This is a genomic window from Agrococcus sp. GW821-FHT14H11 (assembly GCF_058803545.1).
This window is the reverse complement of sequence record NZ_JBXAPA010000003.1, coordinates 38451-51209: the sequence shown is the minus strand read 5'-3', so window position 1 is coordinate 51209 and position 12759 is coordinate 38451. Positions and strand designations below refer to the sequence as shown.

Sequence of the window (12759 nt, the reverse complement as noted above, 5' to 3'; positions counted from 1 at the left end):
GTCGCTCCCGCAGCGATCCTCGATAGCTCAATTGGCAGAGCAGCCGGCTGTTAACCGGCAGGTTGATGGTTCGAGTCCATCTCGGGGAGCGACAGGCCCCGCCTCATGGCGGGGCCTTCCTCGTTTCCGGACCGCTGCTCTTCTTGCCGTTCCTGCAGGAATCCGCGCTACGGTGCCAGCATCACGCCCGCTCGAGCCAGGAGCATCGATGTCGTCTCTCCCCCGCCGCCCGCGCCTCGCGCCGCTCGTCCTCACCGCCGCGGCCGCGCTCGCGCTCGCCGGCTGCGTGCCGCTCCCGCCCGACGTGCCGCCCGTCATCGACGACCCCTCGCCGTCGGTGCCGCAGCCGAGCGAGCCGGCGCCCGCGCCGAGCGAGTCGACGGAGCCCGGCACCGACCCCGGCGCCGGCGCCCTCCCCGAGCTGCTCGAGGTGGGCGACGTGCTCGAGCCCGGCACGCTGCCCGGCTGGGAGACGAGCATCACCACCGACAGCGCGTTCGCGCCGCAGCCCGACTCCGACTTCCCGCTCGGCCCGACCATCCACGTCGTCGAGAGCGCGACCGGCTGCACCTTCTGGGCCTACCAGGGCCAGCAGGACATCGACTCGACCGACGAGGTCGAGAGCTCCGAGGCGACGCTCGCCGCGCTCACCGACAGCTCGCCCGACGACTGGGACGCCGACACGTTCCAGCTCGCCCCCTCGGCGTCGCAGGGCGTCGCGGTGGTGCTGCTGTCGCTCTTCGAGGAGCGCGAGGACGGCTCGACCGAGGCGTGGTTCGCGCGCAACTTCCAGTCGAGCCAGACCACGAGCGCGATCCGCGCCGCGTGCGGTCCGGACACGGGCGGCATCGAGCACATCGACGAGGTCGTGCTCGAGCACTTCCAGATCAACTTCCTCGTGCCGTAGGCGCTACTCCGCGCGCAGCGACCGCCGCTCGCGCTCGAGGGCGAGCAGCTGCTCCTGCAGCCGCTTCGACGCCTCGGGGTCGGTGGCGCCGAGGCGCTGGAGGCTGCCGAGCAGCTCGGCCTTCCGCCGCAGGATGTCGCGGTCGACGAGCGAGCCGACGATGCCGCGCACGTAGGCGGTGACGCCCTCCTTCGACGTCTGCGGGATGGGCGACATCGCCAGCGCGCGCACGAGCGGCACGAGCTCCGCCGGCACCGCCTGCGCGACCCGCTCCGAGAAGTCGCTCGCCTCGAAGGCGTCGAGCGTGGCCAGCACCCCGTCGCGCACGACCGCGAGCGACGGGTTCGCGACGTAGGCGGAGGCCCCGCGCGCGGCGAGGTCGCGGCCGAGCACCGCCGGCTGCTGCAGCATCGCGGCGACCGCGTCGCGCTCGAGCCGCGACGCCGGGTCGCGCTCGAGCTGGCCGAGCGCCACGTCGGCGGGCGGATGCGCGGGCGCGCCGCCGGGGCGGCCGGCGTCGCCCGCGCCCGGCGTCGGCCGCGGCCCCGCCTGCCGCACGGCGGCGCGCACCTCCTCGGGGCTCACGCCGAGCCAGCCGGCGACCGTGCGCATGTAGCCGTCGGCGAGCGCGCGGTCGCGGATCGACTGCAGCACCGGCGCCGCGCGCCGCATCGCCGCGACCCGCCCCTCGACGGTCTCGAGGTCGTGCTGGGCGACGATGCGGCGCAGCATGAACTCGAACAGCGGCCGCGGCTGCTGCACGAGCCGCCGCACGGCGTCGTCGCCGCGCTCGAGGCGCAGGTCGCACGGGTCGAGGCCTTCGGGCGGCACCGCGACGAAGGTCTGCGCCGCGAAGCGCTGCTCCTCGGCGAAGGTGCGGGCGGCCGCCTGCTGGCCCGCCTCGTCGGGGTCGAAGGTGAACACGACGCGGCCGAGCGCGCGGGTGTCGGTCGTCGAGACGTCGCCGAGCACGCGCCGCAGCACCTTGATGTGGTCGACGCCGAAGGCGGTGCCGCACGTCGCGACGGCGGTCGTGACGCCCGCGAGGTGGCACGCCATGACATCCGTGTAGCCCTCGACGACGACCGCCTCGTGGCCGCGCGCGATGTCGCGCTTCGCGAGGTCGAGCCCGTAGAGCACCTGGCTCTTGCGGAAGATGGGTGTCTCGGGCGAGTTGAGGTACTTCGGGCCCTTGTCGTCGTCGGCCAGGCGCCGTGCGCCGAACCCGACGGTCGCGCCGGCGACGTCGCGGATGGGCCAGATCAGCCGGCCGCGGAACCGGTCGTAGCTGCCCCGCTGCCCCTCGCTCAGCAGGCCCGCGCCGAGCAGCTCGGCCTCGGTGAAGCCGCGGCCGCGCAGGTGCGACTTCAGCGCGTCGAACGACGCGGGGGCGAAGCCCACGCCGAAGCGCTCGGCGGCTGCGAGGTCGAAGCCGCGCTCGCCGAGGAAGCGCTGCCCGAGCGCCGCGCCCGGCGTCAGCAGCTGCTCGCGGAAGTACGCCTCGGCGGCCTTCGACGCCTCGAGCAGCCGCAGCCGCCCGCTCGTCTCCTCCTGCGGCTTGCCGTCCTCGTAGTGGAGCGTGTAGCCGAGCTGCGCGGCGAAGCGCTCCACGGTCTCCTGGAACGACGTGTGGTCCATCGCCATCACGAACTGGAAGGCGTCGCCGTCCTCCCCGCAGCCGAAGCAGTGGTAGCGGCCCACCGCCGGCCGCACGTGGAACGACGGCGTGCGCTCGTCGTGGAACGGGCACAGCCCCTTCATGCTGCCGACGCCCGCGGTCTTCAGCGTGACGTGCTCGGCGACCACGTCGACGATGGAGATGCGCGAGCGCAGCTCGTCGATGTCCGCGCGTCGGATCCGGCCCGCCATCGCTCCCCCTCAGTCCCCGACGTGGCGCTCGTGCCACGCGAAGGCGCCGCGGTCGGTGAGGCTCGCGACCTGGTCGACCACCACGCGGGCGCGCCCGGCGTCGTCGGATGCGGCGCGCCAGTCGTCGGCGTGGGCCCGGTCGAGCGCGGCGGGGCCAATGCGCAGCAGCGCGTCGCACAGCTCCTGCAGGATGCGGCGCTGGCTCGCGTAGATCGGCTGCCGGCGCTCGGCGAGGATGAAGCTCGCGGCCGTGCCCTTGAGCACCGCGATCTCGGCACGCACCTCGCGCGGCACCTCGACGGTGCCGCCGAAGCGCGCGAGCGGCCCCTCGTGGCTCTCGCGCGTCGCCCGGATCGCCGCGTTCGCGAACCGGCCGATGAGCTTCGACGTGAGGTTCTTGAGGCGCGCGTGGTCGGCGCGCGAGCCGTCGAACGAGCGCAGCCACGTGTCGAGGTCGTCGAGCCGGTCGAAGGCGGCGAGCAGCTCGTCGCGCGTGAACTCCGGCCCCACCCACGTGAGCATCATCGACACGAGCTCGTCGTGGCCGACGCGGCTCTGCAGCTTCGCCACGTCGACGTAGCCGCCGACCACGGCGTCCTCGAAGTCGTGCACCGAGTAGGCGATGTCGTCGGCCAGGTCCATCACCTGCGCCTCGATGCTCGGCCTGCCCTCGGGCGCCCCCAGGCGCATCCACTCGAACGCGTCGCGGTCGTCGGCGTAGAAGCCGAACTTCACCCGGCCGGATGCGTCGTGGACGTCGGTCGCGGCGGGCCACGGGTACTTGCACGCGGCGTCGACGCTCGCGCGCGTGAGGTTGAGCCCGTACGGGCGGCCGTCGATCACCTTCGGCTCGAGCCGCGTGATGACGCGCAGCGTCTGCGCGTTGCCCTCGAAGCCGCCGATCGCCAGCGCCCACTCGTTGAGGCCCTTCTCGCCGTTGTGGCCGAAGGGCGGATGCCCGATGTCGTGGGCGAGGCACGCGGTGTCGACGACGTCGTGGTCGAGCCCGAGCTCGGCGGCGATCTCGCGGCCGATCTGCGCCACCTCGAGCGAGTGGGTCAAGCGGGTGCGCGAGTCGTCGAAGCCCATCGTGGGCGAGAGCACCTGCGTCTTCTGCCCGAGCCGCCGGAATGCGCTCGAGTGCAGCAGCCGCGCCCGGTCGCGCGCGAAGTCGGTGCGCGCGGAGGTGTGCGTCTCGGGCAGCCAGCGCTCGACGTCGTGGTCGCCGTACCCCTTCGGCGCCGCGCGGCGCGGCTCAGCCGCCACGGGTGTCGCTCTCGTCCTCGATGAGCGCCGCCCGCTGCGCGGCGCTCAGCTCGGGGCTGTCGAGCCAGCCGTCGGGCAGCGCAGGGCGCCGGGGGCTGCCGGCGCGGCCGCGCTGCCCCTCGATGCCCTCGGCCCGGTAGGGCACGTCGCGGTCGAGGCCGCCGAGCAGCTCGTCGAGGTGCGCGAGCGACTCGACCGCCGCGAGCGCGCGGCGCGCGTCGCCGCCGACGGGGTAGCCCTTGAAGTACCAGGCGACGTGCTTGCGGATGTCGCGGCAGGCGCGGTCCTCCTCGCCGAAGAACTCGACCAGCAGCTCCGCATGCCGGCGGAACGCATCCGCCACCTGCCCGAGGCTCGGCCGGTGCCGGGCGTCGCTGCCGGCGAACGCGGCCGCGAGGTCGCCGAAGAGCCACGGGCGGCCGAGGCACCCGCGGCCGACCACGACGCCGTCGACGCCGGTCTCGCGCACCATCCGCAGCGCATCCTCGGCCTGCCAGATGTCGCCGTTGCCGAGCACGGGGATGGATGTCACGGCCTCCTTGAGGCGCGCGATCGAGGCCCAGTCGGCGGTGCCCGAGTAGTGCTGCGCGGCGGTGCGACCGTGCAGGGCGACTGCCGCGACGCCGGCATCCTCGGCGATGCGCCCGGCGTCGAGGTAGGTGAGGTGGTCGTCGTCGATGCCCTTCCGCATCTTGACGGTCACCGGGATGCCGCCGGCGCGCTCGACGGCGCGCTGCACGATCGCGCCGAACAGCTCGCGCTTCCACGGCAGCGCGCTGCCGCCGCCGCGGCGCGTGACCTTCGGCACCGGGCAGCCGAAGTTGAGGTCGATGTGGTCGGCGCGGTCCTCGTCGACGAGGATGCCGACGGCCTGCTCGACCGTGCGCGGGTCGACGCCGTACAGCTGCACCGACCGCGGCGTCTCGGACTCGTGGTGGCTGATGAGGCGCATCGTCTCGGGCGTGCGCTCGACGAGCGCGCGCGAGGTGATCATCTCGCTCACGTACAGTCCGGCGCCGAACTCGCGGCAGAGCCGCCGGAACGCGGTGTTCGTGATGCCGGCCATGGGCGCGAGCACGACCGGCGTGTCGAGGGCGATGGGCCCGATCGACAGCGCCGGGGTCGTGCTCACGGTGCTCGTCACGCTCCGACGAGCCCCTGGGCCAGGTGCGCCTCGAGGTCGTCGATCGCGACGCGGGTCTGCGCCATCGAGTCGCGCTCGCGCACGGTCACCGCGCCGTCCTCGAGCGAGTCGAAGTCGACGGTGACGCAGTACGGCGTGCCGACCTCGTCCTGCCGGCGGTAGCGGCGGCCGATCGCGCCGGCGTCGTCGAAGTCGATCGCCCAGAGCTTGCGCAGCCGCGCGGCGATGTCGCGGGCGAGCGGCGAGAGCTGCTCGTTGCGCGACAGCGGCAGTACCGCGACCTTGACGGGCGCGAGGCGCGGGTCGAGCCGGAGCACGGTGCGGGTGTCGGTGCCGCCCTTGCTGTTGGGCACCTCCTCCTCCTCGTAGGCGTCGACGAGGAACGCCATGAGGCTGCGCGTGAGGCCGAACGACGGCTCGATGACGTACGGCGTGTAGCGCTCGCCGGTGGCCTGGTCGAAGTAGACGAGATCCTTGCCGGAGGCCTCCGAGTGCGACGAGAGGTCGAAGTCGGTGCGGTTGGCGATGCCCATGAGCTCGCCCCACTCCGAGCCCTGGAAGCCGAAGCGGTACTCGACGTCGATCGTGCCGGCCGAGTAGTGCGCGCGCTCCTCCTCGGGCACGTCGAAGCGGCGCATGTTCGCCGGGTCGACGCCGAGGTCGACGAACCAGTCCCAGCACGCCTCGACCCAGCGGTCGAACCACGCGGGGGCCTCGTCGGGATGCGTGAAGTACTCGATCTCCATCTGCTCGAACTCGCGCGTGCGGAAGATGAAGTTGCCGGGCGTGATCTCGTTGCGGAAGGCCTTGCCGACCTGGCCGATGCCGAACGGCGGCTTCTTGCGCGAGACGGTGAGCACGTTCGAGAAGTTCACGAAGATGCCCTGCGCGGTCTCGGGGCGCAGGTAGTGCTGGCCCGCCTCGTTGTCGACCGGGCCGAGGTACGTCTTCATGAGGCCCGAGAAGAGCTGCGGCTCGGTCCACTTGCCCGTCGTGCCGCAGTCGGGGCACGTGATCTCGTCCATCGAGGCGGCGGCGCGGCCCTTCTTCGCCTCGTAGGCCTCCTCGAGGTGGTCCTGGCGGTGGCGCTTGTGGCACTGCAGGCACTCGACGAGCGGGTCGGTGAACGTGGCGACGTGGCCGGATGCGTGCCACACGGCCGACGGCAGGATGATCGACGAGTCGAGGCCCACCATGTCGTCGCGGCCCTGCACGAACGTCTTCCACCACTGGCGCTTGATGTTCTCCTTGAGCGCCACGCCGAGGGGGCCGTAGTCCCACGCCGACCGGGAGCCGCCGTAGATCTCGCCCGCCTGGAACACGAAGCCACGGCGCTTCGCGAGGTTGATGACGGCGTCGAGTCGGTTCTGGGCCACGGATGCTCCTCGGTATCGGCCGGGCGCCCCTGGCTGGGGCGCGGCACGTGAACCTCGATTCTACCGAGCGGGCGAGGCGCTCCCGGTCGCTGTGCCTCGCGCATGTGGGCGATGCGCGGATGCGGTGCTGGGATAGGGTCGAGGCTTGGGGCGCGAGCGCCCCGAAGGACTCGGCGAGGAGGGCCGATGCAGAGCGATGAGCAGCGAGAGCTCTATGGCGCCTGGGCCGAGCGCTGGCCCGCGGACGCGGCCGAGCTCCTCGACGGCTACTCCGGCACCTGGTGGATCGGCGGCGGCTGGGCCCTCGACCGCGCGCTCGAGCGCAGCCGCCCGCACGGCGACATCGACCTCGTCATCCCCCGCAGCGAGCTGAGCCTGCTGCGCGGCTGGCTCGGCGGCAAGTGGCAGCTGTGGTGCGCCTTCCAGGGCGCGCTGAAGCCGCTCCTCCCCCACGACTCCGACGTGCTGCCGCTCGGCACCACGAGCATCTGGCTGCGCCGCAGCGCCTACGGGCAGTGGGAGTACGAGGTGCTGCTCGACCCGAGCGACAGCGAGTCCTGGCGCTTCCGCCGCGACACCGCCGTCACGATGCCGCTCGACGACGCGCTGATGGCGGTCGACGGCATCCGCTACGCCAAGCCGCAGATCGTGCTCGCGTACGCCGCGGCCGAGCAGGCCGACGTCGCCTGGCTCGACGAGGCGCTCCCGGCCCTCGACGCCGAAGCCCGCGCGTGGCTCGCCGAGCGCATCGCCGAGGACCACCCCTGGCGCAAGCGCCTGCTCGCCGCAGGCTGAGCGCCGCTCAGCCGGTCGGCTGCGGCGCGTCGACCGCGCCGCCGAAGCGCCGGTCGCGCCCCGTGTACTGGTCGAGCGCGTGCCACAGGTCGCGCCGCGTGAAGTCGGGCCACAGCCGGTCGAGGAAGACCATCTCGGCGTAGGCGCCCTGCAGCGTGAGGAAGTTCGAGATGCGCTGCTCGCCGGAGGAGCGGATGTAGAGGTCGACGTCCGGCACGTCCGGGTTGTACATGCGGCTGCGCACGAGCCGGTCGTCGACGGCGGAGGGCTTGAGCCGCCCGGCCGCGACGTCCTCGGCGATCGAGCGCACCGCATCCGCGATCTCGTGCGTGCCCCCGTAGTTGACGCACATCTGCAGGGTCATCGCCGTGTTGCCCGCGGTGCGGCGCTCGGCCTCCTCGAGCTCGCGGATCACCGACGGCCACAGGCGCGGCCGGCGCCCCGCCCAGCGCACCCGCACGCCCCACGCGTCGAGCTGGTCGCGCTGGCGGCGCAGCACGTCCTTGTTGAAGCCCATGAGGAACCGCACCTCGTCGGGGCTGCGCTTCCAGTTCTCGGTCGAGAAGGCGTAGACCGACAGGTGCTGCACCCCGACCTGCAAGGCGCCCGCGACGACGTCGAGCAGGCGCTCCTCGCCCGCGGCGTGCCCCTGCGTGCGCGTGAGGCCGCGGGCGTTGGCCCAGCGCCCGTTGCCGTCCATGATGATCGCGACGTGCGCGGGCAGGCTGCCGGCCGGGTACGCGGGCGGCTGCTCGCCCGTCCAGTCGATGGGCCGCGTCTCGCTCACCTGGCTCCTCGGTCGACGTGCTCGAGCGAGCGCAGCCCCCGCTCGAGGTGCCACTGCACGTAGGCCCCGACGGCGCCGGATGCGCGGGTGCGGACGCCCTGCGGGGTCGCCTCGGCCGCGGCCCAGTCGCCCGTGAGCAGGGCGCCGAGGAGCGCGAGCGTCGGCTCGTCGATGCGCATCGCCCCGGGCGGCGCCGCGTGGTCGGCGACCATGCCGCCGAGCTGCGGCACGAACGCGCGGTGCGGCCCCGGCTCGCCCGTGACGGCGCAGTCGGCGAACGACGGCGCCCAGCCGGCGACCGAGAGGGCTCGCAGCAGGTACGAGTCGAGCGTCAGCGACGGGTCGTGCTCGCCGCGCGAGAGCGAGCGCAGCGCACCCACGAGCAGCAGGTACTGCTGGCGCGAGCCGTCCTCGTCGGTGAGCCGGTCGGCGGTCTCGACCATCGCCGTTGCGGCGGTGTAGCTGCGGTAGTCGGCGACGATGACCGGCGCGTAGGAGCCGAGGGTCACCGCTTGCGTGACGATGTCGAGGCTGCGGCCGACCGCGAGCTGCAGGTCGGCGACCATGAACGGCTCGAGCCGGCCGCCGAACCGCGACGAGGTGCGCCGCACGCCGCGCGCGACAGCCCGCACCTTGCCGTGCTCGCGCGTCAGCAGCGTGACGATGCGGTCGGCCTCCCCCAGCTGGTGGGTGCGGAGGACGACTCCCTCGTCGCGGTAGGTCGGCACGGGTCAGCCGACCGGGATCGCCCTGCGGTCGTGGATGCGGAGGCCCCGGTTGACGCCCGAGACGATCGCGCGCAGCGCCGCCGACGTCGAGCTCGGGTCGAGCCCGACGCCCCAGACGCGCTCGCCGGCGACCTCGAGCTCGATGTAGGCGGCGGCGGTCGCGTCGGAGCTCGCGCCCATCGTGTGCTCGACGTAATCGGTGAGCGTCACCTCGACGCCCTCCTCGCGCAGCAGCGACAGCATCGCGTCGATCGGCCCGTTGCCGGCGGCGCGCACCTCGCGGACGCTCTCGCCGTCGCGGAGCCGCGCCGTGAGGGTCGTCGCGCCGTCGTTCGAGGAGGTCGTCTCGAACGCCACCAGCTCGAAGCGGCCCCACCGCTCGGCCGCGGTGTGGGGTCCGGCGGGCAGGTACTCGTCGGTGAAGATGTGCCAGATGTCGGCGCTCGAGACCTCGCCGCCCTCGCTGTCGGTGCGGGACTGCACGATGTTCGACAGCTCGATCTGCAGGCGTCGCGGCAGGTCCAGCCCGTGGTCGGACTTCAGCAGGTAGGCGACGCCGCCCTTGCCCGACTGCGAGTTCACGCGGATGACGGCCTCGTAGCTGCGGCCGACGTCCTTCGGGTCGATCGGCAGGTACGGCACGGCCCACGTGATCTCGTCGACGCTCCGGCCCTGCGCTGCGGCGTCCGCGGCCATCCGCTCGAAGCCCTTCTTGATCGCGTCCTGGTGCGATCCCGAGAACGCGGTGTAGACGAGGTCGCCGGCCCACGGGCTGCGCTCGTGCACCTTCAGCTGGTTGCAGTGCTCGGCGACGCGGCGGATGCCGTCGAGGTCGGAGAAGTCGATCTCGGGGTCGATGCCCTGCGTCAGCAGATTGAGGCCCAGCGCGACGAGGTCGACGTTGCCGGTGCGCTCGCCGTTGCCGAACAGGCAGCCCTCGATGCGGTCCGCGCCGGCCATGTAGCCGAGCTCGGCCGCGGCGACGCCCGTGCCGCGGTCGTTGTGCGGGTGCAGCGACAGGATGACCGACTCACGCCGCGCCAGGTGGCGGTGCATCCACTCGATCGAGTCGGCGTAGACGTTGGGGGTCGCCATCTCGACGGTCGCCGGCAGGTTGATGATGACGGGCCGCTCGGGGCGCGCGTCGAGCACCTCGATGATCGCGTTGCAGACCTCGAGCGCGTAGTCGAGCTCGGTGCCGGTGTACGACTCGGGGCTGTACTCGTAGAAGACCTGCGTGCCGCTCAGCATGCCCTCGAGCTCGAGGCACAGCTTCGCGCCGTCGATCGCGATCTGCTTCACGCCCTCGCGGTCGGAGCGGAACACCACGTCGCGCTGCAGCGCGCTCGTGGAGTTGTAGATGTGCACGATCGCCTGCTTCGCGCCGTCGATCGACTCGAAGGTGCGGCGGATGAGGTGGTCGCGGCACTGCGTCAGCACCTGGATGGTGACGTCGTCGGGGATGAGCCGCTCGTCGATGAGCTTGCGCACGAAGTCGAAGTCGGTCTGGCTCGCCGACGGGAAGCCGACCTCGATCTCCTTGTAGCCCATCCGCACCAGCAGCTGGAACATCTCGAGCTTGCGGTCGGGCGTCATCGGGTCGATGAGCGCCTGGTTGCCGTCGCGCAGGTCGACGGCGCACCAGCGGGGCGCGCGCTCGATGCGCTTGGAGGGCCACGTGCGGTCGGGCAGGTCGACCTTGATCTGCTCGTGGTAGGGGGTGTAGCGGTGCGCCGGCATCCCGGACGGCTGCTGCATGTTCTTCATCGATCGCTCCTGTCGCTTGCTCCTGAAGTCCGGGCAGGACGACCTCCGCGACGAGGAAGCCCGGGGTTCAGGCCTCGTCGCGGCGAGGAAGGAGCAGCACGCTCTGCATGGGTCCAGGCTACACCCCTCGCCATCCGCGGAGCAGGATGCCGCGGCCGCGCGGGCGCAGGACGGGGACTACGCCGCCTCGCCCGCGAGCCCGTGCTCGTAGGCGAAGACGACGAGCTGCACGCGGTCGCGCAGCCCCAGCTTCGCGAGGATGCGCGAGATGTGCGTCTTCACCGTCGCCTCGGAGACGAACTCCGTGCGCGCGATCTCGGTGTTCGACAGCCCCTTCGCCGCGAGCGAGAAGATCTGCCGCTCGCGCTCGGTGAGCCCGCCGAACGCGGGCGGCGCCGCCTGGCGCTGCCGGCCGAACGCCTTGAACAGCTCGCGGGTCGCGCTCGCGGCGACGACCTCGTTGCCCGCGTGCACCGTGCGGATCGCCGCGAGCACGAGCTCGGGCTCCGCGTCCTTGAGGATGAAGCCGGATGCACCGGCCCGGATCGCGCGCGCCGCTGCCTCGTCGAGGTCGAAGGTCGTCAGCACCACGACCCGCGCGCCGGGCCGCGCCCGCACGATCCGGTCGGTCGCCGAGATGCCGTCGAGCACGGGCATGCGCACGTCCATGAGGATCACGTCGGGCTGCTGCTCGTCGGCCAGGCGCACGGCCTGCGCGCCGTCGGCCGCCTCGCCGACGCACACGAGGTCGGGCTGCGACTCGACGAGCATGCGGATGCCGCTGCGGAACAGCGCCTGGTCGTCGACGATGAGCACCCGGATCATGCGCGGCCTCCCTGCGCCGGGGCAGCCAACGGGTGCTGCATGCCCGCCGGGAAGGCCGCCCGCACGCGGAACCAGCCGTCGTCGATGCCCGACCACAGCTCGCCGCCGGCGAGCCGCGCGCGCTCGTGCATCCCGCGCACGCCGTGGCCCGCGCGGCCGGGCATCGCGAGCATCCGGTTGTGCACGTCGATCACCGCGCCGGCGCCGCCGAGCAGGCGCACGTGCACCGGCTGGGCGCGGTCGCCGTGCCGCAGCGCGTTCGTCAGCGCCTCCTGCAGGATCCGGTAGGCGGCGATGTCGGCCGTGCGCGGCAGCGCGACCGGGCCGCCCGCCCGTTCGAGCCGCACGTCGAGGCCGGCCGCGCGCATCCGCTCGACCAGCACGTCGACGCCGTCGAGCGACGCGATCGGGTCGGGCGCCTCGCTGTGGCGCAGCTGCTCGAGCAGCAGCCGCACGTCGCCGAGCGCGTGCTTCGCCGTGCCGGCGATCGTCTCGAGCGAGGCGTCCTTCACAGCCGGATCGGCCGCGTAGCGCGCGCCGTTGGCCTGCGCGATGACGACGGCGAGCGAGTGCGCGACGACGTCGTGCATGTCGCGCGCGAGCGCCGCCCGCTCCTCCTCCTGGTCGGCGCGCCGCTGCGACACCTGCGCGACGACCGTCGCCGCCTCGGTGCGGGCGGCCGCCGCGACGCCCCAGCCGACGAGGATCGCCATCGAGAACAGCAGCATCGGCGGGATCCAGAGGATCGCCGTGAGGCGCACGACCTCGCTCGCGGCCGCGCCGGGAGACGCGAACCCGCCCGTGGTGGTCACCCAGTACGACGCGAGCAGCGACGCGGCGAGCGCGAGCGCGAAGGCCGCGAGCCGGCCCGGCCAGCGCGAGAAGCGGCCCGCCGAGTAGAGCACGACGAGCACCGCGAACCAGACCGGGAAGAGCGGCGCGGCGAGCAGCACGTGCACGGCCCCGAGCGCGGTGAGCGCGGCGAGCGCGAGCACCGGGCGGGCGCGGCGCACGAGGATCGCGCCCACCATGGCGACGGCGACGACCGCCGCGAGCAGCCACGGGGTGTCGATCGGCAGCGCCGCCATCAGCACCATCGGCAGCCCGAGGAGGGCGAGCGTGACCGCGGCGAGGATGGCATCCGCGCGGAGCGTGCGCCGGTCGAGGCGCCCGCCGCCGGCGGGGCGCCGGGGGTCGACGGCGGATGCGGTGGTCACGCACGCCAGCGTAGGGCGGCGTCGGGCGCGGTCCGGGCCCGCCCGCCGGGAATCATCCGCTCGGCGGAGGCCGCCCGC

The 12759-nt window shown here is 73.3% G+C and carries 11 protein-coding genes and 1 tRNA gene; 3 read left to right on the top strand and 9 right to left on the bottom strand.

The genetic code is table 11. The features are described from left to right. Positions 1 to 16 precede the first annotated feature (16 nt). Both AC1RNL_RS04170 and AC1RNL_RS04165 read left to right on the top strand, forming a co-directional pair. Positions 17 to 89 (top strand) — tRNA-Asn (locus AC1RNL_RS04170). 119 nt (positions 90 to 208) lie between these two features. Further along, positions 209 to 907: a hypothetical protein gene (locus AC1RNL_RS04165; RefSeq protein ID WP_492934531.1), complete on the top strand. Its 699-nt coding sequence runs from the start codon at positions 209 to 211 to the stop codon at positions 905 to 907. A 3-nt stretch (positions 908 to 910) separates the two neighbouring features. Here AC1RNL_RS04165 and dnaG read toward each other — a convergent pair whose 3' ends face one another. The 4 genes from dnaG to AC1RNL_RS04145 are packed head-to-tail and all read right to left on the bottom strand — an operon-like array spanning position 911 to position 6562. Continuing rightward, positions 911 to 2776, bottom strand: coding sequence for a DNA primase (gene dnaG, locus AC1RNL_RS04160; RefSeq protein ID WP_492934530.1), 1866 nt, complete (start codon positions 2774 to 2776; stop codon positions 911 to 913). 9 nt (positions 2777 to 2785) lie between these two features. Next, complete coding sequence (locus AC1RNL_RS04155; protein ID WP_492934529.1) at positions 2786 to 4042, bottom strand: deoxyguanosinetriphosphate triphosphohydrolase; 1257 nt, start codon at positions 4040 to 4042, stop codon at positions 2786 to 2788. Further along, positions 4032 to 5186: a tRNA dihydrouridine synthase DusB gene (gene dusB, locus AC1RNL_RS04150; protein WP_492934528.1), complete on the bottom strand. Its 1155-nt coding sequence runs from the start codon at positions 5184 to 5186 to the stop codon at positions 4032 to 4034. Before dusB ends, AC1RNL_RS04155 begins: the two co-directional genes overlap by 11 nt. Beyond that, a complete protein-coding gene (locus tag AC1RNL_RS04145) occupies positions 5183 to 6562 on the bottom strand; it encodes a glycine--tRNA ligase (protein ID WP_400530535.1) in 1380 nt (459 codons plus the stop codon). Before AC1RNL_RS04145 ends, dusB begins: the two co-directional genes overlap by 4 nt. Before the next feature lie 186 nt (positions 6563 to 6748). On the opposite strand from AC1RNL_RS04145, the gene AC1RNL_RS04140 reads away from it, so the two are divergent. Next, entirely contained in the window at positions 6749 to 7357 is a 609-nt protein-coding gene (locus AC1RNL_RS04140; RefSeq protein WP_146356342.1) for a nucleotidyltransferase domain-containing protein, read from the top strand. A gap of 7 nt (positions 7358 to 7364) precedes the next feature. Here AC1RNL_RS04140 and AC1RNL_RS04135 read toward each other — a convergent pair whose 3' ends face one another. The 5 genes from AC1RNL_RS04135 to AC1RNL_RS04115 all read right to left on the bottom strand — a co-directional run bounded on the left by AC1RNL_RS04135 (position 7365) and on the right by AC1RNL_RS04115 (position 12681). Beyond that, entirely contained in the window at positions 7365 to 8144 is a 780-nt protein-coding gene (locus AC1RNL_RS04135) for an isoprenyl transferase (RefSeq protein ID WP_146356344.1), read from the bottom strand. Continuing rightward, positions 8141 to 8872, bottom strand: a complete 732-nt coding sequence (gene recO / locus AC1RNL_RS04130; protein ID WP_128188640.1) for a DNA repair protein RecO — start codon at positions 8870 to 8872, stop codon at positions 8141 to 8143. Before recO ends, AC1RNL_RS04135 begins: the two co-directional genes overlap by 4 nt. 3 nt (positions 8873 to 8875) lie before the next feature. Continuing rightward, positions 8876 to 10639, bottom strand: a complete 1764-nt coding sequence (gene leuA, locus AC1RNL_RS04125) for a 2-isopropylmalate synthase (RefSeq protein WP_364194198.1) — start codon at positions 10637 to 10639, stop codon at positions 8876 to 8878. A 177-nt stretch (positions 10640 to 10816) separates the two neighbouring features. Further along, positions 10817 to 11464 carry a response regulator gene (locus AC1RNL_RS04120; RefSeq protein WP_246991301.1) on the bottom strand — a complete coding sequence of 216 codons (648 nt, stop codon included), beginning with the start codon at positions 11462 to 11464 and terminating at the stop codon, positions 10817 to 10819. After that, positions 11461 to 12681, bottom strand: a complete 1221-nt coding sequence (locus AC1RNL_RS04115) for a sensor histidine kinase (RefSeq protein ID WP_492934527.1) — start codon at positions 12679 to 12681, stop codon at positions 11461 to 11463. Before AC1RNL_RS04115 ends, AC1RNL_RS04120 begins: the two co-directional genes overlap by 4 nt. Positions 12682 to 12759 lie beyond the last annotated feature (78 nt).